This window comes from Mycolicibacterium grossiae, assembly GCF_008329645.1.
GTDB classification, from domain to species: domain Bacteria; phylum Actinomycetota; class Actinomycetes; order Mycobacteriales; family Mycobacteriaceae; genus Mycobacterium; species Mycobacterium grossiae.
Window position 1 is genome coordinate 3328889 of the sequence record NZ_CP043474.1, and the last position, 19992, is coordinate 3348880.

Consider the following 19992-nt stretch of genomic DNA (forward strand, 5'->3'; position numbering starts at 1 on the left):
CCGCACCCGCCCGGTTAGGCTGGTCGGGTGTTTGAATCCCTGTCCGATCGGCTGACCGGGGCACTGTCCGGCCTACGCGGCAAGGGCCGGCTGTCCGATGCCGACGTCGACGCCACCGCGCGCGAGATTCGGCTGGCTCTGCTCGAGGCCGACGTCTCGCTGCCCGTGGTGCGCGAGTTCATCGGCCGCATCAAGGAGCGCGCCAAGGGCGCCGAGGTCTCTGGTGCGCTGAACCCGGCGCAGCAGGTCGTCAAGATCGTCAACGAGGAACTCGTCGGGATCCTCGGCGGGCAGACCCGTCAGCTGACCTACGCCAAGACCCCGCCGACGGTCATCATGCTCGCGGGCCTGCAGGGCTCGGGCAAGACCACGCTGGCCGGCAAGCTCGCCCGCTGGCTCAAGGGTCAGGGGCACACGCCGCTGCTGGTGGCCTGCGACCTGCAGCGTCCCGGCGCGGTCAACCAGCTCCGCATCGTCGGCGAGCGCGCCGGTGTGGCGGTGTTCGCGCCGCACCCGGGCGTCTCGCCCGACGGCGCCACCATCGAGCAGATGACCGCGGGCAATCCCGTCGAGGTCGCCGCCGCGGGCCTCGCCGAGGCGCGCGCCAAGCACTACGACGTCGTCATCGTCGACACCGCGGGACGACTCGGCATCGACGAGGAGCTGATGGGCCAGGCGGCCGCGATCCGCGACGCCGTCCAGCCCGATGAGGTGTTGTTCGTCCTCGACGCGATGATCGGTCAGGACGCCGTCACCACCGCCGACGCCTTCCGCGAGGGCGTCGGCTTCACCGGCGTGGTGCTGACCAAGCTCGATGGTGACGCGCGCGGTGGCGCCGCGCTGTCGGTGCGCGAGGTGACCGGCGTGCCGATCCTCTTCGCGTCCGCTGGGGAGAAGCTCGAGGACTTCGACGTCTTCCACCCCGACCGCATGGCCAGCCGCATCCTCGGCATGGGTGACGTGCTGACCCTCATCGAGCAGGCCGAGCAGGTCTTCGACGCGCAGCAGGCCGAGGCCGCCGCCGCGAAGATCGGGTCCGGAGAACTCACGCTCGAGGACTTCCTCGAGCAGATGCTCGCGATTCGCAAGATGGGCCCGATCGGCAACCTGCTCGGCATGCTGCCGGGTGCCGGCCAGATGAAGGACGCGCTGGCCGCCGTCGACGACCGCCAGTTCGACCGCGTGCAGGCCATCATCCGCGGCATGACGCCCGCCGAGCGGGCCGACCCGAAGATCATCAACGCCTCCCGCCGGCTGCGCATCGCCAACGGCTCCGGTGTCACGGTGTCCGAGGTGAACCAGCTCGTCGACCGGTTCTTCGAGGCCCGCAAGATGATGTCGCAGATGGCCGGTCAGATGGGCATGCCGTTCGGGCGCAAGGGCAATCAGCGCAAGGCCGCCAAGGGCAAGAACAAGCAGGCCGGCAAGAAGAAGGGTGGGCGCGGACCCACACCGCCGAAGAACCGCAACCCGCTGGGCGCCGGGATGCCGGGCATGCCCGCCGGGTTCCCGGATCTGTCCAACATGCCGAAGGGCCTCGACGAACTGCCGCCCGGGCTCGCCGACATCGACCTGTCCAAGCTGAAGTTCCCGAAGAACTAGTGACCGGCCCCGCCCGTCTGCACGTGCGGGGCCACGGCCTGCCCGACGGCGGGCCCGTCGAGTGGTGGATCCACGACGGCGTGCTGAGCGCCGAGCCGATCCCCGGCGCCGACACCGTGTTCGACGGAGGCTGGGTGATCCCCGGCCTGGTCGACGCGCACTGCCACGTCGGGTTGGGGCCGGGCGGTGCCGTGCCGCACGACGAGGCCGTCGCCCAGGCGCGCACCGAACGCGACGCGGGCGCGCTGCTGCTGCGCGACGCCGGATCACCGGTCGACACCCGCAGTTTCGACGACCGCGAGGACCTGCCGCGCATCATCCGCGCCGGGCGGCACCTCGCGCGGCCCAAGCGCTACCTACCGGGTCTGCCCATCGACGTCGCCGACGAATCCGACCTGCCGGCCTACGTGACCGCGCAGGCGCGCTTCGGGGACGGTTGGGTCAAGCTCGTCGGCGACTGGATCGACCGCGGCGTCGGCGATCTCACGCCGCTGTGGTCGGACGACGTCCTGCGCGCGGCGATCGCCGCCGCCCACGCCGAGGGCGCCCGGGTGACGGCGCACGTCTTCGGCGAGGACGCGCTGCCGGGGTTGATCACCGCGGGCATCGACTGCATCGAGCACGGCACCGGCATCACCGACGACGTGATCGACCTGATGCTCGAGCACGACACCGCGCTGGTGCCGACGCTCGTCAACATCGAGAACTTCCCCGGAATCGCCGACGCCGCAAGCAAGTACCCCACCTACGCGGCCCACATGCGGGATCTGTACGCGAAGTGCCCGACGCGGATCGGCGCGGCGCACGAGGCGGGCGTGCGGATCTACGCGGGCACCGATGCCGGGGGCATGATCGCCCACGGCCGCATCGGCGACGAGGTGGCGGCCCTGCGCGGCATCGGCATGGACCCGACGGCGGCGCTCGGCGCCGCCTGCTGGGACGCGCGGGCCTGGCTGGGCCGACCCGGACTCTCCCACGGTGCGTCGGCGGATCTGCTGTGCTTCACCGCGGATCCGCGCGAGGCGGGGGCGCTCGACCGGCCCGACCTGGTGATCCTGCGCGGGGTGCCCTACCGCGGTCAGTAGACGTCGCGCACGTAGCGGTGGGTCTTGATGAGGTCGTTGACGTAGGCGTGCGCGTCGTCGGCGGTCAGCCCACCGGCGCCGGACACGATGGCGCGCAACGCCGCATCGACGTCACGGGCCATGTGCCGTTCGTCGCCGCACACGTACAGGTGCGCACCGTCGCTCAGCCAGCCGAACAGCTCGTCGGCACAAGCCGCCATCAGATGCTGCACGTACACCTTGTGTCCGTCGGCGCGGTCGCGGGAGAAGGCGAGGTCGAGGCGGCTCAGCGTGCCGTCGGCCACGAAGCCGTCGAGGTCGTCGCCGTACAGGTAGTCGGTCGCGCGCCTGCGGTCGCCGAAGAACAGCCACGAGGGCCCGGTCGCCGCGGTCGCGCGGCGCTCCTGCAGGAAGGCGCGGAACGGGGCGATCCCGGTGCCGGGGCCGACCATGATGATCGGCACGTCCGGCGCGGGGAGCCGAAAGGCGTTGTTGGGCCGCAGCTGCACCCGCAGCCGTTCGCCGCGATCGGCGAGGAACGTCGACGCCACGCCGCCGTGGCGGCGCTCGCCCCGGGCGTAGCGCACCGTCGCGACGGTGAGGTGTACGCGGTCCGGATGGACGAGCGGGCTCGACGCGATCGAGTAGTCGCGAGACTGCAACGGGCGCATCGTGTCCACGACCTCGTCGAGGTCGAGGTCGGCCAGCGCCAGCAGGTCGAGGACGTCGCGGCCGTAGGCGTAGGCACCCGGGGTCAACGCATCGCCGGTCGCCAAGCCCGTTGCGGCGTCGGCGTTCGTGGTGCGCGCCGCGACGAGGGCCTGCAGGGCGCGCGAGGGTGTCCGGATCTCCCACCGCTCGGCGAGCAACACGCCCAGCGGGGCGTCGTGGTCGGCCACGCGATGATCGGGACCGACGCGGAAACGCTGCAGCAGCGCGGCGACCAGGACGGGATCGTTGGTGGCGTGCACCGCCAGGGAATCGCCCGCCCGGTACGTGATTCCCGTTGCGGCGAGGTCGATCTCGTAGTGCCGGACCTCCTTGTCCGAGTCGGGGTGGTTGAGCCGCCGGTTGACGGCCAACCGGGCGGCCACGGGCCCGCGGTCGCGGTCCGGACGGACAGTGGTGGCGACCGCCGGCGGCTCGGCAGTGCCCAGTTCGGCCTGCAGCAGCTTCACCACGTCGGTGGTCCAGGCGGCGGCGGGTTGCTCGTAGAAACCGTCGACGTCGACGCGGTCGGTGAGCCGCGTCGCGCCCAGCTCCTCGAGCCGGGTGTCGAGCAGTTTCCCGGCGTTGCAGAACGATTCGTAGGAGGTGTCGCCGAGGGCCAGGACGGCGAAGGACAGGTGGTCGAGCCGGACGGCGTCCGCGGCGGACAGCGCCTCCCAGAACAGCAGGGCGTTGTCGGGGAACTCGCCCTCGCCGAACGTCGAACACACCACCACGAAGTGCGTCGCGTCGCGCAGCTCGGCGAGGTCCACCTGATTCAACTCGCGGGCCGAGACGTCGATGCCGATGTCGGCGACGCCTTCGGCGAAGGTCATGGCGGCGTCCTCGGCGTTGCCCATGTCGGTGCCGAAGGCGACGACGAGCGAGACGTCGGTCATGGTGCACCCCCTCGGGTCAGTTCGAAGTTAGGGCGACCTTACTTCGGTGAATCCGAATATGGGGTGCTCCCTCAGGCCGGTGGGCTCTACGCTTCGCCGATGCCCGAGTACCGCGCCGTCTTCGACTTCGAGATCCGCTTCGCCAATTCCGGAGACCTCACCGGACACGGCTTCCGGCTCGACGTTCCCGCGGCCGACCTCGACGAAGCCGCCATCGCCCGCCTGCTCGTCACTCACCTCGGGCTGACGCTCGTCGACACCGTCGCGCTGCACGACCTGCGCATCGTCGCCGAGGCCCACCGGGGCAGCCGCGGCGTCCCGCGCCCCGAAACCGGGCCGACGGCGGCCGTGGTCGACCTCAGCCACCCGATCCGTGCCGGCCTGACCACGTACCCGGGACTGCCCGCGCCGGAGATCACCGCGCACCTCACCCGCGAGGACTCCCGCGCCCGGTATGCGCCGGGCACCGAATTCGCCATGGACGTCATCACGATGATCGGCAACACCGGTACCTATCTGGACTCGCCGTACCATCGCTACGCCGACGGCGCCGACCTCGCGGGTCTGGACCTGGCCACGCTGGTCGGTCTGCGCGCCGAGGTGTTCCACCTGACCGACGCATGGTCGTCGGACCGTCGCGGCATCCAGGCCGCCACGCTTGCCGACCGCGACGTCCGCGGCGCCGCGGTCCTGCTCCACACCGGCTGGGACGCGCACTTCGGCACTCCGGCCTACGGTCGCGGTGCGCCGTTCCTCACCGCCGACGGGGCCGAGTACCTGATCGCCGCCGGCGCCGTGCTGGTCGGCATCGACTCGGTGAACGTCGACGACACCGAGTCCGGGGGAGAGCGCCCCGCGCACACGCTGCTGCTCGGTGCGGGTGTGCACGTCGTCGAGCACCTGACGAACCTGGCCGCACTGCCCCCGTCGGGCGCCACCTTCACCGCTGCGCCGCCGGCCGTCGAGGGCTTCGGCACCTTCCCAGTGCGGGCGTTCGCCCAGCTGCCCGTCAAGGCCGGCTGAAGCCCCAGTCCAGTAGGTCGGTGGCCTGTCCGTAGAGGTCGCCGGTGCCGTACATCTGCACGACCACCAGCCGTCGGTTCCCGCGCTGCGCAGCGCCGACGTAGGTCTTGCGCGCCAGGTTGGTGTAGCCGGTCTTGCCGCCGATATCGCCGGGGTAGCGGCTCAGCAGCTCGTTCTGGTTGGTCAGAGTGCGGCCGGGGAACGGCGCCGACGGCTGGCGCACGAGCTCGGCGATCAGCGGCTGGCCGAGTGCTGCGCGGAACAGCACCGCGAGGTCGTGCGGGGACGTGACCGACTCCCAGCCCGGCCCGTCGAGCCCCGACGGCGACGCGGCGCGGGTACTACGCGCGCCGAGGGCGGCCGCCTTGCGGTTCATCGCCGCGACCGCGACCCGTTGGCCGCCCAGCATGTCCGCGAGCATCGTGGCCGCATCGTTGCCGGACACCATCAGCAGCGCCGACAGCAGCTGTCGCACGGTGTACGGCGTGCCGGGCGTCAGCCCGACGCAGGAGCACTCGATCCTGGTGTGCGAGGCGTTCGCCCGCGCGAAGTTGTCCGGGCTCAGGTGGTCGAGGACCACCATCGCCAGCAGCACCTTGATCGTGCTTGCGGGTGCGTATGCCCCGTAGGGGTCCTTGGCGGCCAGCACGGCGCCGGTGTCCACATCGGCCAGCAGCCACGCCTTGGCGGGCCCGTCGGCGATGGCGGCGGCCGGTTCGACGGCGGGTTGCGCACCGGCGGGCACCGTCGACGTGGCGAGCAGCACGCCCGTGGCGGCGAGGGCGGCGAGCAGCCGACGCGAATGCGCGGCTGGAGGAGACGGCACGGATGCCGAGGCTACGAGCCGCGGGACTCGCCGAGGTCTCGCCGCGGTCTCGATCGTCGCCGTGGGGGAACGGACCCCTACAGCGCGCCGACGCTCTCCGAGCGATCCTGCGCGAAGCCCCAGTCCAGCAGCCGGGTGGCCTGGTCCCAGTACGTCGGGCCGCCCTCCTTCACCAGGCCGAACATCATGGCCACCACCAGGCGCCTGCCGTCGCGCTGCGCGGCGCCGACGTAGGTCTTGCGGGCGACGTCGGTGAAGCCGGTCTTGCCGCCGAGCATGCCGGGATACCGGTCGAGCATCTCGTTCTGGTTGACCAGCGTCACCGGGCCGTCCTTGCCGGGGAACGGTGCGGTGCGCGAACCGGTGATCGCCGCGAACTCCGGGTGGGCCAGCGCCGCACGGAAGATCACCGCGAGGTCGTGCGGCGTGGTGTAGCCGTCGATGCCGGGACCGTTGAGGCCCGACGGCGACCCGGCCCGTGTGGCCGTGGCGCCCAGGGAAGCCGCCTTGGCGTTCATCTTCGCCACCGCGGCGTCCGTGCCGCCCAGCATGTGCGCCAGCGTGTTGGCGGCGTCGTTGCCGGAGACCAGCAGCAGCCCGTCCAGGAGTTGTTCGGTGGTGTAGGTCTGACCGGCCCGAACGCCGGCGCAGTTGCACTCGACGGCGGTGTCGTGCTCGTCGGCCACGACGGTGGCGTCGAGGGGCAGCTCGTCGAGCACCACCAGCGCCAGCAGCGTCTTGATCGTGCTCGCCGGCGCGTGCGTCACGTACTGGTCGCGTCCGGCGAGGATCTGCCCGGAATCCATGTCGGCGACGATCCACGCCGGTGCCGGCCCATCCGGCACCGGGAGCGCGCCGACCGGCGCCACGTCGATGTCCGCCGTCGCCACCGGTGCGCCCACACCCGTGAAGATCGAGGTCAGAGCCGTCGCGGCGGCCAGTGTGAACTTCCCCACGGGCCAGCAGCCTAACCGCTGTCCTCCGGTCGCGAGGAATGGGTTTGGCGACAATGATCTTGGGGCAGTTACTGACGAGGGCGACATTCGTGGCTACCGCCATGCGACATGCCGGTACCCACGGCGACGACCAGCCGAAACGGGTCGCCCGCGAACGAAAGGGTGACGCGAACTCCATGTGTGGCTTAGCCGGCGAGATCGCCACGGGCCGTCCGGCCAACCTCGCGGCGGTGGCCGCCATGACCGACGCGATGGTGCCGCGCGGGCCGGACAGCTCCGGTGCCTGGTCCTCAGAGCGGGTGGCCATGGGCCACCGGCGGTTGGCGATCATCGACTTGTCGAGCAACGGCCACCAGCCGATGCACGACCCCGACCTCGGCCTGACCGTCGCGTTCAACGGCTGCATCTACAACTACCCCGAGCTGCGCCGCGAACTGCTCGGCAAGGGCTACCGCTTCTTCTCCCACAGCGACACCGAGGTGGTGCTGAAGGGATACAAGGAGTGGGGCGAGAACGTCGTCGACCACCTCTTCGGCATGTTCGCCTTCGCGATCACCGAGACCGACAGCGGCCGGGTGGTGCTCGGCCGCGACCGCCTCGGCGTGAAGCCCCTGTACTGGGCCGACGTCGTCGAACCGACGGGCGGTCGTGCGCTGCGCTTCGCCTCCTCGCTGCCGGCCCTGCTGGCGGCAGGCGGTATCGACACCGACCTCGACCCGGTGGCGCTGCACCACTACCTGAGTTTCCACTCCGTCGTCCCGGCGCCGCACACCATCCTCAAGGGCGTGCGCAAGCTGTCGCCGGGCACCCTGATGCGCATCGAGCCGGACGGGACGCGTAGCGAGAAGACCTACTGGACACCGGAGTTCGAGCGTTCGGCCGAGCGCGCCGGGTGGTCGGAACGGGATTGGCAGGAGGCCGTGCTCGCCTCGCTGCGCACCGCCGTCGAGCGCCGGCTGGTCGCCGACGTACCGGTCGGTTGCCTGCTGTCGGGCGGCCTCGACTCGAGTCTGATCGTCGGTCTGCTCGCGGAGGCCGGCCAGCACGGCCTGCAGACCTTCTCCATCGGCTTCGAGGCCGCCGGTGGCGAGGAGGGCGACGAGTTCAAGTACTCCGACGTCATCGCCCGCCACTTCGGCACCGACCACCACCAGATCCGGATCGACACCGCCCGGATGCTGCCGTCGCTGTCGGGGGCCATCGGCGCGATGAGCGAGCCTATGGTCAGCCACGACTGCGTCGCGTTCTACCTGCTGTCCGAAGAGGTGAGCAAGCACGTCAAGGTCGTGCAGTCCGGTCAGGGCGCCGACGAGATCTTCGCCGGCTACCACTGGTACCCGCCCATGGCACACGCCCGCGACGACGACCCCGCCGACGCGCTGGCGCGGTACCGCACCGCGTTCTTCGACCGCGACCACGACGCGCTGAACGCCCTGTTGCAGCCGCAGTGGCGGCTCGGCGACGACGTCTCCGGTGAATACGCGCTGCGCCACTTCGCCCAGCCCGGGGCGCAGACCGGCACCGACCGGGCGCTGCGGCTGGACACCACGGTGATGCTCGTCGACGACCCGGTGAAGCGCGTCGACAACATGACCATGGCCTGGGGGCTGGAAGGGCGCGTGCCGTTCCTCGACCACGAACTCGTCGAGCTGGCGGCCACCTGCCCGCCGGAACTCAAGACCGCCTACGAGGGCAAGGGCGTCCTCAAGGAGGCTGCCCGCCAGGTGATCCCGGCCGAAGTGATCGACCGGCCCAAGGGGTACTTCCCGGTGCCGGCGCTCAAGCACCTGGCCGGGCCCTACCTCGACCTGGTGCGCGACGCGCTGCACAGCGAGGCGGCCCGTTCGCGCGATCTGTTCGCACCCAAGGCGGTCGACGCGATGCTCGCCGACCCGAACGGCAACCTGACGCCGCTGCGCGGAAACCCGTTGTGGCAGCTGGGATTGTTGGAGCTGTGGCTGGCCCGGCACGTGGACGGAGTGGCATGACCGTGGTGTCCGACACCGAGAGTCACCCGAGCACCGACGACGCCGGCCGCGCCCGCGGCGTCGTCCAGGACCTCGGCTGGGGCAGGCTGGTCTTCGGCCAGACCTTCGACGATCCAGACGAGTTCGGCAACGCCCTGCGCGCCGAGGCCACCGGCCGCCGCGACATCGGCATGTACCTCGATGCGCCGCACGTGTTCGTGGCGCTGCACCCGCACGAGTTCTTCATCGACCCGTCGTTCACCTACCGGCTGTACTTCGACGCCCCCGGCGAGTACCGCCCGTCGGACGTGTCCGGGGTGTCGATCCGGGCCGTCGACTCGATCGAGGACTGCGCGGCGATCAACCAGATCTACGTGCAGTGCCGCATGGTGCCCGCCGACGTGGACCTGATGTGGCACAACGTGCGGGCCGAGGAGCACATGGTCTACCTCGTCGCCGTCGACGACGAGACCGGCACGGTGGTCGGCACCGTCACCGGCATCGACCACGCGCAGCTGTTCGGCGACGAGGAGAACGGCTCGAGCCTGTGGTGCCTCGCGGTCGATCCCACGGTGCTGCGTCCGGGAATCGGCGGCCTGCTGGTCCGCTCGCTGGTCGAGGAGTTCATGCGCCGGGGACGGCGTCAGATGGACCTCTCGGTGCTGCATGACAACCAGGGCGCCATCGCGCTGTACGAGCGGATGGGCTTCGAGCGCGTCCCCCCACTCGGCATCAAGCGCAAGAACGCCATCAACGAGAAGCTGTTCGCCCCCGTGCAGGAGGAGGAGGGCCTCGCCGAACTGAACCCCTACGCCCGCATCATCGCCGACGAGGCCATCATGCGCGGCATCGCGGTCGAGGTGCTCGACGGCAAGGGCGGCTACCTGCGCCTCACCCATGGCGGTACCAGCGTGGTGACGCGAGAATCGTTGTCGGAGTTGACCAATGCGGTCGCCATGAGTCGCTGCGACGACAAGCGGGTGGCGCGCAAGGTGGTCTCCGAGGCCGGCATCCGCGTCCCGCGCGGCCGCACAGCAGCGTTCGACGACAGCGACTACGGCTTCATGCGTGAGGTCGGCTCCGTGGTCGTCAAACCAGCCCGCGGCGAGCAGGGCGCCGGCATCACGGTCGGGGTGAGCAAGCCCGACGACCTCGATCGTGCGATCGCGTGGGCCGCCAAGCACTGCCCGGACGTCATCCTCGAAGAGCGTTGCGAGGGCGACGATCTGCGCCTCGTCGTCATCAACGGCAAGGTGATCGCCGCCGCGGTGCGCCGCCCCCCGGAGGTCGTCGGCACCGGCAAGCACACCATCCGGCAGCTCATCGAGGCGCAGAGCCGGCGGCGCTCGGCCGCGACGCACGGCGAATCGGTGATCCCCGTCGACGACGTGACCGAGGACACGGTGCAGGAGGCGGGCTGGAAGCTCGACGACGTCCTGCCCACCAACTCCCACCTCGTCGTGCGGCGCACGGCCAACCTGCACACCGGCGGCACGATCGTCGACGTGACCGATGAGGTGCACCCGACGCTGGCCAAGGTGGCCGTCGACGCCGCCGACGCGATCGGCATCCCGGTCACCGGCATCGATCTCATGGTGCCGTCCGTGCAGGGTGACGAGTACGTCTTCATCGAGGCCAACGAGCGTCCCGGGCTCGCCAATCACGAACCTCGGCCCACCGCACAGGCTTTCGTCGACCTGCTGTTCCCACGGACCGCGGCCACGCCGTGGGCGTGGCAGCCGGGGCCCGTCGAGCAAGACTGACCCCCGCCGCCGGCGCGCCACCGGCGTACGTTTGGATCGTTCTCGAACGACTGATGAGGAGGCGCTGTGTCCGGGACCGTGGCCACCATGCCGGAGGCCGATCGCGCGTGGATGATCGACACCCTGCTGGCCCTGCTGCAGACGCCGAGCCCCTCGGGGCGCACGGACGCGGTGATGCAGCTGATCGGTGACACCCTGGACGAGCTGGGCGTGCCCTTCATGCTCACCCGGCGCGGCGCGCTGACCGCCGAGCTGCCGGGGGAGTCGGACACCACCGACCGCGCGATCGTCGTGCACGCCGACACCATCGGCTGCATGGTCCGCGACCTCAAGGACAACGGCCGGCTCGAACTGATCCCCGTCGGCACGTTCTCCGCCCGCTTCGCGACCGGCGCCCGGGTGCGGATCTTCGGCGACGACCCCAACGAGTTCTTCACCGGGACGGTCATGCCGCTGAAGGCCTCCGGGCACGCGTTCGGCGACGAGATCGACACCCAGCCCACGCTGTGGGAGCACGTCGAGGTGCGCATCGACCGCAAGGTGAGCAGCCGTGCCGACCTGGACCGACTAGGCTTCCACGTCGGTGACTTCGTCGCGCTGATCGCGAGCCCGGAACTCACCGAGGACGGTTTCATCGTCTCCCGGCACCTCGACGGCAAGGCCGGCGTGGCGGTCGCCCTGGCGCTCGCCCGCAACGTCGCCCAGGAGCGGCTGGTGCTGCCGCACCGCACGACGATCATGGTGACGATCACCGAGGAGGTGGGTCACGGCGCCAGCCACGGCCTGCCACCGGACGTCGCCGAACTCGTCTCGGTCGACAATGCGGTGTGTGCCCCCGGGCAGCACTCCATCGAGGACGGCGTCACCATCCCGATGGCCGATCTGCACGGGCCGTTCGACTACCACCTCACCCGCAAGCTGTGCCGACTGGCCGAGGAGCACGCGATCCCGCACGCGCGCGACGTGTTCCGGTACTACCGCTCCGACGCGGCCGCGGCCATCGAGGCCGGCGCCGCCACCCGCGCGGCGCTCGTCGGGTTCGGGCTCGACGGCAGCCACGGCTGGGAGCGCACCCACATCGCGTCGTTGGAGGCGGTGTACAACCTGCTGCACTGTTGGCTGCAGACGCCGCTGACGTTCGAGAAGTGGGACGCGCACAGCCAGGGCTCGCTGCGCGACTTCCCGTCCTCCAAGCAGCCGGCGCCGAGTGAGCAGTGGGTGCCGCTGTCCCGAGGTGACCACACCGAGCCCGGCGAGTGGTCGGGGGAGCACTGGCCGCCCTCGGAGGGTCCGCAGGCCTGATCGGCGCGATTCCGGGTCGCCCGGCGGTGGTCCGGCGGTACAACTGACGGCGTGCTGAGCCTCGAAGAGATCTCCGACCGCCTCGAAATCCAGCAGCTGCTGATCGACTACTCGACGGCGATCGACACTCGCCGCTTCGACGATCTGGACCGCGTCTTCACCGCCGACGCCTACATCGACTACCGCGCCATGGGCGGCATCGACGGACGGTTCGGCGAGGTCAAGGCGTGGCTCGCCGAGGTGCTGCCCAACTTTTCGGCCTATGCCCACCTGATCGGCAACGTCGACGTGCGCGTCGACGGCGACACCGCGTCCTCGCGCACCATTTGCTTCAACCCGATGGTGCTGGGCGGCGCCACCGAGGCCGGCGCGCAGGTGCTGTTCTGCGGGCTCTGGTACGACGACGAGTTCGTCCGCACGCCCGACGGCTGGCGGATGACCCGCCGCGTCGAGACCAAGTGCTTCGACAAGCTGGTCTGAGGCCCCGCGTTCGGCGATTTCTTCTGCGCGCCCGCGCTCTGGCAGAATGAACCGCTGTCCGCCCGCGGCTTCCCGGCTGGGATGCGCCGCGCGGGGGTCACACACGTAGGGCAAAACCGGGTGCCGGCATCCCGCCGGCACCGCTGAATTGCAGCGTGGCACGCATACAGGAGACGTAGTTCATGGCCGTCAAGATCAAGCTCACCCGGCTCGGCAAGATTCGCAACCCCCAGTACCGCATCGCCGTCGCCGACGCGCGCACCCGCCGCGACGGTCGGTCCATCGAGGTCATCGGCCGGTACCACCCGAAGGAAGAGCCCAGCCTGATCGAGATCGACTCGGAGCGCGCGCAGTACTGGCTGAGCGTCGGCGCCCAGCCCACCGAGCCCGTCCTGCAGCTGCTGAAGATCACCGGTGACTGGCAGAAGTTCAAGGGCCTGCCGGGTGCCGAGGGCACGCTGAAGGTCAAGGAGCCCAAGCCGTCCAAGCTGGACCTCTTCAACGCAGCGCTGGCCGACGCCGACGGCGGCTCGGGTGGCGACGCCACCACGCCGAAGAAGAAGAAGGCCCCGGCCAAGAAGGCCGAATCGTCCACCAGCGAGGCCTCCGACATCGAGGCCACCGCCGACCCGTCCGGTGCGGCCGACGCCTCCGAGCCCGCCGCCGAGGGCCCCGACGCCACCGTCGCCGGCGCCACCGAGAGCTGAGTCCGCGGTGAGTTCCGTCGTCGTCGACGCCGTCGAGCACCTGGTGCGCGGAATCGTCGACAACCCCGAGGACGTTCGCGTCGACATGGTGACCAACCGTCGCGGCCGCACCGTCGAGGTGCACGTGCACCCGGATGACCTGGGCAAGGTCATCGGGCGCGGCGGCCGCACGGCCACCGCGCTGCGGACCCTCGTCGCCGGCATCGGCGGCCGGGGGATCCGCGTCGACGTGGTCGACACCGACCAGTAGTTCGCCACCGGCATGGACCTGGTCGTCGGGCGGGTCGTCAAGGCGCACGGCATCCGCGGTGAGGTCGTCGTCGAGGTCCGCACCGACGACCCGGAGGACCGCTTCGCGGCCGGAGCGACGTTGCGCGGCAAGGTCGGTCCGCGCGGACCCGAGCGCGAATTCGTGGTCGACACGTTGCGCGAGCACTCCGGACGGCTGCTGCTGGGCCTGCGTGGCGTCGCCGATCGCACCGCCGCCGATGCGCTGCGCGGCACGCTGTTCGTCGTCGACTCCGGCGAGTTGCCGCGCATCGAGGACCCCGACGAGTTCTACGACCACCAGCTCGAGGGCCTGCGCGTCCGCACGGTCGACGGCGCCGAGGTGGGCGTCGTCGCCGAGGTGTTGCACACCGCGGCAGGCGAGCTGCTGTCGGTGACGACCGGCGAGGGCCGGGAGGTGCTGGTGCCGTTCGTCACCGAGATCGTGCCGACGGTGTCGCTCGCCGAGGGCAGCGTCGTGATCGACCCGCCCGATGGCCTGCTCGACATCGACGCTCTCTAGGACGCGGCCGTGCGCATCGACGTCGTCACGATCTTCCCCGACTACCTCGCCCCGCTGCGACAGTCGTTGCCGGGCAAGGCCATCGGCTCCGGTCTGGTCGAGCTGGGCGTGCACGACCTGCGGGCCTGGACCCACGACGTGCACCGGTCGGTGGACGACGCGCCGTACGGGGGCGGCCCGGGCATGGTGATGAAGGCGCCCGTGTGGGGCGCCGCGCTCGACGACCTGTGCACCGCCGAGACGCTGCTGGTCGTGCCGACGCCGGCCGGGCGGCCGTTCCGCCAGGCCGACGCCGAACGCTGGACCGCCGAGCGGCATCTGGTGTTCGCGTGCGGCCGCTACGAGGGCATCGACCAGCGCGTCGTGGACGACGCCGCGCGGCGGATGCGGGTCGAGGAGGTCTCGATCGGCGACTACGTCCTCAACGGCGGCGAGGTGGCCGCGCTGGCGATGATCGAGGCCGTCGTGCGGCTGCTGCCCGACGTGATCGGCAATCCGGCCTCCCACGAACAGGATTCGCATTCCGACGGTCTGCTCGAGGGACCCAGCTACACCCGGCCGCCGAGTTGGCGCGACCTCGACGTCCCGGCGGTGCTGCTGTCCGGCGACCACGCGAAGGTGGCGGCCTGGCGGCGCGAGCAGTCCCTGGCGCGCACCCGCGAGCGCCGGCCGGACCTCCTCGACTAGACGTGCCCCTCGGGGAACATCGTCCGCACGGCCTGGGTGATCGTCTGGCGGGCCTCGGCCGCGTCGGCCGGCTCCATCGAACTGATCGCCATCACGAAGCGCCGGTCCGGACCGATGACACCCGTCGACAGGTGCATCCAGTCCGACCCGACGCAGCACATCCAGCCCTGCTTCACCGCGACGGGCTCGCCGGGGATGCCCTCGGGGATGCCGAAGCGCTGCGGGTAGACCCCGCCGGGCACCATGCCGTCGGGCGCGGTCGGCGTGGAGGCGGCGAGGTTGGCCAGGATGATGCTGGCCTGCTCGGGCGGGAGCCCGCCGGTGCCTGCGAGCATCATGTCGTAGTAGTGCACCAGGTCGGTGACGGTGCTGATCGTGTTGAACCAGCGTCCGTTGTTCGGCGGCCGGGTGGCGGCCAGGCCGTAGCGCGCGACGACGCGCTCGATGATGGCGCTGCCGCCGCTGCGGTTCCAGAAGACCTCGGCGGCGCTGTCGTCGGAGGACCGCAGCATGACGTCGAGCATCTGCCGGTCCGCGGGCGACAGCTGCGTCTGCCCCTTGGCCACCTGCAGCAACAGATCGTCGGCGATGAAGAGCTTGACCACCGAGGCGATCGCGATGCTGTCGTTGCGGCCGTTGGTGACCAGCTGGCCGGTGTTGCGGTCGAGCACCGCGGCGGTGATGTCGGCGCCCGACGCGGCGGCGTCGGCGGTGGCCTGGCGCTCGCGGTCGGCGAGACCGGTGAACACGGCAGCCGGTGCGTCCGGTGGTGCCTCGGGCAGCGGCGCCATGTCCCCGAGCGGCGCCACGACGGTCAGTGCGGGCGGCGTCGGGGTAGTGCCGTAAACCTTTGCCTCGCAGCCCGCCGTCGTCGCCGCGACGGCGGCCGCAGCGACCATCAGCAGCGTCGACGGCCGCCGGAACATGGCCCTCCTCGAAAACGACTGTGCTGCGCCACGCCCGTGACGTGGTGGTGCATGACCCGTTCGGGCCAGCCTAACCGCTGCCGTTGCGCGGCGCGCCGCGAGACGGCGGCCGCCCGGCCGCACGTCACGGGACGATTTCGCCGGTGAGGGGGCGGTCTGGCACAATTGAGCAGTTGTCCGCGCAGGGCGTGGGTCGAGACGACCGCACCGCCCGCTGTGGACACCGCCAAACGTACGCACGAGAACGGCTCGGTGCTGCGTCGTGACCACGACGCGACGGTGCCCGGGCCACTGATGAGAAGGTGTCACCGATGAACACGCTGGACTTCGTCGACCAGTCGTCGCTGCGCGACGACATCCCGACCTTCGGCCCCGGCGACACGGTCAACGTGCACGTGAAGGTCATCGAGGGCTCCAAGGAGCGCATCCAGGTGTTCAAGGGCGTCGTGCTGCGTCGCCAGGGTGGCGGAGTCCGCGAGACCTTCACCGTGCGCAAGGAGAGCTACGGCGTCGGCGTCGAGCGCACCTTCCCGGTCCACTCGCCGAACATCGACCACATCGACGTCGTCACCCGCGGTGACGTCCGTCGCGCCAAGCTGTACTACCTGCGCGAGCTGCGCGGCAAGAAGGCCAAGATCAAGGAGAAGCGCTGACCGCGCGTCGGTCGGGCATCCCTGACGTGACGTCCGCCGTCGCTACGCTGTTGGCGTGACCGGACCCGCCGACGCCGCGGACGCGGCCGATACCTCCGCCGACGCGGCCGAGACCCACGCCGTGCAGGAGCCGGACCCGCCGAAGAAGAAGCGGGGGGCACTGCGCGAGACGGCGATCCTGCTGACCATCGCGATCGTCCTGTACTACGTGATGCTCACGTTCGTGGCGCGCCCGTATCTGATCCCGTCGGAGTCGATGGAGCCCACGCTGCACGGCTGCCCCGGCTGCGTCGGCGACCGGATCATGGTCGACAAGCTGACCTACCGGTTCACCGAGCCCGAGCCCGGCGACGTCGTCGTCTTCAAGGGTCCGCCGGCCTGGAACATCGGCTACAAGTCGATCCGCTCGGACAACCCGGCCATCCGCGCCGTGCAGAACGCGCTGTCGTTCATCGGGTTCGTCCCGCCGGACGAGAACGACCTGGTCAAGCGGATCATCGCGACCGGCGGCCAGACCGTCGAGTGCCGCGCCGCCACCGGGCTCACCGTGAACGGCCGCAAGCTCGACGAGCCGTACCTCGATCCGGCGACGATGATGGCCGACCCGGCGGTCTACCCGTGTCTGGGCAACGAGTTCGGCCCGGTGACGGTGCCCGACGGTCGGCTGTGGGTGATGGGCGACAACCGCACGCACTCCGCGGACTCGCGCGCCCACTGCACCAACCAGCCCGCCGACGCGCAGCGCGGGCTGCTGTGCACCGGTGACCCCATGGCGGGCACGGTGCCGGTGGAGAACGTCATCGGCAAGGCGCGATTCATCGCATGGCCGCCGTCTCGCTGGGGTGGCGTGAGCAGCGTGAATCCGCAGGTTCAGCCCTAACCCACCGTGCCGTCCAGCTGGCCGCCCCGTACCGTGATCCGCAAGTCGGCGGGTCTGCGCACGCTCGAATCCGCCTTGTATCGCGGCGGTTTGGGGCCCGTGGCGGGCGTCGACGAGGTGGGTCGCGGCGCGTGCGCCGGACCGCTGGTCGTCGCGGCCTGCGTGCTGGGCCCCAACCGGCTGGAGAGCCTCGCGGCGCTCGACGACTCCAAGAAGCTCACCGAACGCGAACGGGAGCGCCTGTTCCCGCTCATCCGGCGCTACGCGCTCTCCTATCACGTGGTGGTCATCGACTCCACCGAGGTGGACCGCCGCGGCGTGCACGTCGCCAACATCGAGGGCATGCGGCGCGCCATCGCGGGCCTACCGGTGCGGCCCGGGTACGTGCTGAGCGACGGCTTCCGCGTGCCCGGCCTGCCGATGCCGTCGCTGCCGGTGATCGGCGGTGACGCGGCCGCGGCCTGCATCGCCGCGGCGAGCGTCCTGGCCAAGGTGAGCCGCGACCGGATGATGGTCGAGATGGAGAAGACCCATCCCGGGTACGGCTTCGCGGTGCACAAGGGCTACAGCACGCCGACGCACACCGCCGCGCTCGCCGAGCTGGGGCCGTGCAGCGAGCACCGCTACTCGTTCGTCAACGTGCGCCGCGCCGACCGTCGCGCCGGCGCGGACGGGCCGTACGAGGTGGTGCTGTGCGACGACGCCCAGGCGCCGGAACCGGTGCCGACGCAGCGTCGGGAATGGGGCTGAGGGAAGATGGAACGGATGCCGACCGAAGGACCGCTGAGCCGATGAGTGCCGAAGATCTCGAGAAGTACGAAACCGAGATGGAACTCTCGCTGTACCGCGAATACAAGGACATCGTGGGGCAGTTCAGCTACGTCGTGGAGACCGAGCGCCGGTTCTACCTGGCCAACAGCGTCGAGATGGTGCCCCGCAACGCCGATGGCGAGGTGTACTTCGAGCTGCGGCTGGCCGACGCCTGGGTGTGGGACATGTACCGGCCCGCACGATTCGTCAAGCAGGTCCGGGTCATCACGTTCAAGGACGTCAACATCGAAGAGGTCGAGAAGCCCGAACTGCGGCTGCCCGAGTAGGCGATGGCCGAGCAGCGGGTCCGCACCGCCGTCGTCACGGGCGCCAGCCGCGGCGCGGGACGCGGCATCGCGACGGCCCTGCTGATGCGGGGTTGGCTGGTGTACCTCACCGGCCGCACGATCGCCGACGCCGGCGACGGTGGCGTTGCCGTGCGGGTCGACCACCGCGACGACGCGCAGGTCGAGGCGTTGTTCGCCCGCGTGGCCGACGACGGCGACGGTTCGTTGGACCTGCTGGTCAACAATGCCGCCGCGATCGACGACGCACTGACCGGCGCGGCGCCGTTCTGGGAGAAGCCGCTGCGGCTGGCCGACGTGCTCGACGTCGGGTTGCGTTCGGCCTACGTCGCCTCCTGGTACGCCGCCCCGCTGCTGGTGCGCGCCGAGCGGGCGTTGCTCGCGTTCACGTCCTCCCCGGGGGCGGGCTGTTACATGCACGGCCCGGCCTACGGCGCGCAGAAGGCCGGCGTCGACAAGATGGCCGCGGACATGGCCGTCGACTTCGCCGGTACCGGCGTGCACACGGTGTCGATCTGGATGGGCATCCTGCTCACCGAGAAGTTCCGCGCCGCGTTCGACGGGCACCCCGAGGCGCTGGCCCGCACCGCCGAACACGCCGAGACCCCCGAGTTCACCGGCCACGTGCTCGACGCGCTGTACCACGACCCGGACCTCGAAGACCTCGCCGGCCGTGCGCACATCGGCGCCGAACTCGCGAGACGGTACGGCCTGACCGACGCCGACGGGCGCACGCCGCCCTCGCATCGCGATGCCCTCGGCGGACCGCGCGAGCCCCATCCCGCCGTGGTCCGCTGACACCGGCGCTCCGGGTCGTCAGACTGGAGCCATGCGCACCCCACCGCAGTGCTGGCTGACCGACATGGATGGCGTTCTCGTGCGGGAGGAGCAGGCGCTGCCCGGCGCCGCCGAGTTCCTCGAAGCGCTCACCGCGCGCGAGCGGCCGTTCCTCGTGTTGACCAACAACTCGATCTTCACCCCGCGCGACCTCGCCGCCCGGCTGCTGCGGTCCGGTCTGGCGGTGCCCGAGGAGTCGATCTGGACCTCGGCGCTCGCGACCGCGGCGTTCCTGCACGACCAGCTGCCCAGCGGCTCCGCCTACGTCATCGGCGAAGCGGGACTGACCACGGCCCTACACCACGTCGGCTACACGCTGACCGACATCGAGCCCGACTTCGTGGTGCTCGGCGAGACCAGGACCTACTCGTTCGAGGCCATCACCAAGGCCATCCGGCTCATCCTCGGCGGCGCGCGCTTCATCGCGACCAACCCGGACGTCACCGGCCCGTCGGCAGAGGGTCCGCTACCGGCCACCGGGTCGGTCGCGGCGCTCATCACCAAGGCGACCGGCCGGGAGCCGTACTTCGTCGGCAAGCCCAATCCGATGATGTTCCGCAGCGCGCTCAACCGCATCGAGGCGCATTCGGAGAACACCGTCATGGTCGGCGATCGGATGGACACCGACGTCGTGGCCGGCATCGAGGCCGGCCTGGAGACGATCCTCGTCCTCACCGGCTCCACCTCGCGCTCGGACATCGAGCGCTATCCGTTCCGCCCCAGCCGGGTGCTCGACTCCATCGCGGACGCCGTCGCGCTGGTCTGACGGCACGGGCTCGGTGTGACGACACGGCGCTGGTGTGCCGG

Annotated in this window: 21 protein-coding genes; 17 read left to right on the forward strand and 4 right to left on the reverse strand. The window is 70.8% G+C overall.

Annotated features, from left to right (window positions below; genetic code table 11):
• Positions 1-27: 27 nt before the first annotated feature.
• Entirely contained in the window at positions 28-1602 is a 1575-nt protein-coding gene (gene ffh / locus FZ046_RS15970; protein WP_070351624.1) for a signal recognition particle protein, read from the forward strand.
• A complete protein-coding gene (locus FZ046_RS15975; RefSeq protein WP_070351625.1) occupies positions 1602-2687 on the forward strand; it encodes an amidohydrolase family protein in 1086 nt (361 codons plus the stop codon). The genes ffh and FZ046_RS15975 overlap by 1 nt, the downstream gene beginning before the upstream one ends.
• Here FZ046_RS15975 and FZ046_RS15980 read toward each other — a convergent pair.
• A complete protein-coding gene (locus tag FZ046_RS15980) occupies positions 2681-4273 on the reverse strand; it encodes a diflavin oxidoreductase (RefSeq protein WP_070351626.1) in 1593 nt (530 codons plus the stop codon). The two genes, FZ046_RS15975 and FZ046_RS15980, sit on opposite strands and share 7 nt — an antisense overlap.
• 99 nt (positions 4274-4372) lie before the next feature.
• On the opposite strand from FZ046_RS15980, the gene FZ046_RS15985 reads away from it, so the two are divergent.
• On the forward strand, positions 4373-5296 hold the full coding sequence (locus FZ046_RS15985; RefSeq protein WP_070351627.1) for a cyclase family protein: 924 nt from the start codon (positions 4373-4375) through the stop codon (positions 5294-5296).
• On the opposite strand, the gene FZ046_RS15990 is transcribed toward FZ046_RS15985, so the two are convergent.
• Positions 5283-6122, reverse strand: coding sequence for a D-alanyl-D-alanine carboxypeptidase family protein (locus tag FZ046_RS15990; RefSeq protein ID WP_149484272.1), 840 nt, complete (start codon positions 6120-6122; stop codon positions 5283-5285). The genes FZ046_RS15985 and FZ046_RS15990 overlap by 14 nt on opposite strands.
• Positions 6123-6199: 77 nt before the next feature.
• A complete protein-coding gene (locus tag FZ046_RS15995) occupies positions 6200-7078 on the reverse strand; it encodes a D-alanyl-D-alanine carboxypeptidase family protein (protein WP_407664399.1) in 879 nt (292 codons plus the stop codon).
• A gap of 176 nt (positions 7079-7254) precedes the next feature.
• Between FZ046_RS15995 and FZ046_RS16000 the strand changes: the two genes are divergently transcribed.
• The 8 genes from FZ046_RS16000 to trmD all read left to right on the forward strand — a co-directional run bounded on the left by FZ046_RS16000 (position 7255) and on the right by trmD (position 14774).
• Positions 7255-9066, forward strand: coding sequence for an N-acetylglutaminylglutamine amidotransferase (locus FZ046_RS16000; protein WP_070351725.1), 1812 nt, complete (start codon positions 7255-7257; stop codon positions 9064-9066).
• Entirely contained in the window at positions 9063-10808 is a 1746-nt protein-coding gene (gene ngg, locus FZ046_RS16005; protein ID WP_070351629.1) for an N-acetylglutaminylglutamine synthetase, read from the forward strand. The genes FZ046_RS16000 and ngg overlap by 4 nt, the downstream gene beginning before the upstream one ends.
• 87 nt (positions 10809-10895) lie before the next feature.
• Positions 10896-12110 carry an osmoprotectant NAGGN system M42 family peptidase gene (locus FZ046_RS16010; protein ID WP_070351726.1) on the forward strand — a complete coding sequence of 405 codons (1215 nt, stop codon included), beginning with the start codon at positions 10896-10898 and terminating at the stop codon, positions 12108-12110.
• Positions 12111-12161: 51 nt separating this feature from the next.
• Positions 12162-12590: a nuclear transport factor 2 family protein gene (locus FZ046_RS16015; RefSeq protein ID WP_070351630.1), complete on the forward strand. Its 429-nt coding sequence runs from the start codon at positions 12162-12164 to the stop codon at positions 12588-12590.
• A 182-nt stretch (positions 12591-12772) separates the two neighbouring features.
• Positions 12773-13297, forward strand: a complete 525-nt coding sequence (gene rpsP, locus FZ046_RS16020) for a 30S ribosomal protein S16 (protein WP_070351631.1) — start codon at positions 12773-12775, stop codon at positions 13295-13297.
• Positions 13298-13304: 7 nt separating this feature from the next.
• Positions 13305-13547, forward strand: a complete 243-nt coding sequence (locus FZ046_RS16025; RefSeq protein WP_070351632.1) for an RNA-binding protein — start codon at positions 13305-13307, stop codon at positions 13545-13547.
• 12 nt (positions 13548-13559) lie between these two features.
• Positions 13560-14087, forward strand: coding sequence for a ribosome maturation factor RimM (rimM, locus tag FZ046_RS16030; protein WP_070351633.1), 528 nt, complete (start codon positions 13560-13562; stop codon positions 14085-14087).
• A gap of 9 nt (positions 14088-14096) precedes the next feature.
• On the forward strand, positions 14097-14774 hold the full coding sequence (trmD, locus tag FZ046_RS16035) for a tRNA (guanosine(37)-N1)-methyltransferase TrmD (RefSeq protein ID WP_070351634.1): 678 nt from the start codon (positions 14097-14099) through the stop codon (positions 14772-14774).
• Here the strand turns inward: trmD and FZ046_RS16040 are convergent.
• Positions 14771-15700, reverse strand: coding sequence for a serine hydrolase (locus FZ046_RS16040; protein ID WP_070351635.1), 930 nt, complete (start codon positions 15698-15700; stop codon positions 14771-14773). The genes trmD and FZ046_RS16040 overlap by 4 nt on opposite strands.
• Positions 15701-16011: 311 nt before the next feature.
• Between FZ046_RS16040 and rplS the strand changes: the two genes are divergently transcribed.
• From rplS to FZ046_RS16070, 6 genes are read left to right on the forward strand one after another with little or no spacing between them, the layout of a single operon-like run.
• On the forward strand, positions 16012-16353 hold the full coding sequence (gene rplS / locus FZ046_RS16045) for a 50S ribosomal protein L19 (protein WP_070351636.1): 342 nt from the start codon (positions 16012-16014) through the stop codon (positions 16351-16353).
• 55 nt (positions 16354-16408) lie between these two features.
• Positions 16409-17233, forward strand: coding sequence for a signal peptidase I (gene lepB / locus FZ046_RS16050; RefSeq protein ID WP_070351637.1), 825 nt, complete (start codon positions 16409-16411; stop codon positions 17231-17233).
• A 6-nt stretch (positions 17234-17239) separates the two neighbouring features.
• Positions 17240-17983 carry a ribonuclease HII gene (locus tag FZ046_RS16055; RefSeq protein ID WP_083298008.1) on the forward strand — a complete coding sequence of 248 codons (744 nt, stop codon included), beginning with the start codon at positions 17240-17242 and terminating at the stop codon, positions 17981-17983.
• Positions 17984-18024: 41 nt separating this feature from the next.
• The gene (locus FZ046_RS16060; RefSeq protein ID WP_066983311.1) at positions 18025-18330 is read left to right on the forward strand and encodes a DUF2469 domain-containing protein; all 306 of its coding nucleotides are present in this window, start codon (positions 18025-18027) and stop codon (positions 18328-18330) included.
• Positions 18331-18333: 3 nt separating this feature from the next.
• Positions 18334-19146, forward strand: coding sequence for an SDR family NAD(P)-dependent oxidoreductase (locus FZ046_RS16065; protein WP_070351638.1), 813 nt, complete (start codon positions 18334-18336; stop codon positions 19144-19146).
• Between the two features lie 31 nt (positions 19147-19177).
• On the forward strand, positions 19178-19951 hold the full coding sequence (locus FZ046_RS16070) for an HAD-IIA family hydrolase (protein ID WP_070351639.1): 774 nt from the start codon (positions 19178-19180) through the stop codon (positions 19949-19951).
• The last annotated feature ends 41 nt before the right edge of the window (positions 19952-19992 follow it).

Bases quoted from the DNA above. Each gene is read 5' to 3' on its own strand.
- FZ046_RS15980 (WP_070351626.1), bottom strand. From the start codon at position 4,273: ATGACCGACGTCTCGCTCGTCGTCGCCTTCGGCACCGACATGGGCAAC.
- FZ046_RS15985 (WP_070351627.1), top strand. From the start codon at position 4,373: ATGCCCGAGTACCGCGCCGTCTTCGACTTCGAGATCCGCTTCGCCAAT.
- FZ046_RS16000 (WP_070351725.1), top strand. From the start codon at position 7,255: ATGTGTGGCTTAGCCGGCGAGATCGCCACGGGCCGTCCGGCCAACCTC.
- ngg (WP_070351629.1), top strand. From the start codon at position 9,063: ATGACCGTGGTGTCCGACACCGAGAGTCACCCGAGCACCGACGACGCC.
- FZ046_RS16010 (WP_070351726.1), top strand. From the start codon at position 10,896: ATGCCGGAGGCCGATCGCGCGTGGATGATCGACACCCTGCTGGCCCTG.
- rpsP (WP_070351631.1), top strand. From the start codon at position 12,773: ATGGCCGTCAAGATCAAGCTCACCCGGCTCGGCAAGATTCGCAACCCC.
- rimM (WP_070351633.1), top strand. From the start codon at position 13,560: ATGGACCTGGTCGTCGGGCGGGTCGTCAAGGCGCACGGCATCCGCGGT.
- FZ046_RS16040 (WP_070351635.1), bottom strand. From the start codon at position 15,700: ATGTTCCGGCGGCCGTCGACGCTGCTGATGGTCGCTGCGGCCGCCGTC.
- rplS (WP_070351636.1), top strand. From the start codon at position 16,012: ATGAACACGCTGGACTTCGTCGACCAGTCGTCGCTGCGCGACGACATC.
- FZ046_RS16060 (WP_066983311.1), top strand. From the start codon at position 18,025: ATGAGTGCCGAAGATCTCGAGAAGTACGAAACCGAGATGGAACTCTCG.
- FZ046_RS16065 (WP_070351638.1), top strand. From the start codon at position 18,334: ATGGCCGAGCAGCGGGTCCGCACCGCCGTCGTCACGGGCGCCAGCCGC.
- FZ046_RS16070 (WP_070351639.1), top strand. From the start codon at position 19,178: ATGCGCACCCCACCGCAGTGCTGGCTGACCGACATGGATGGCGTTCTC.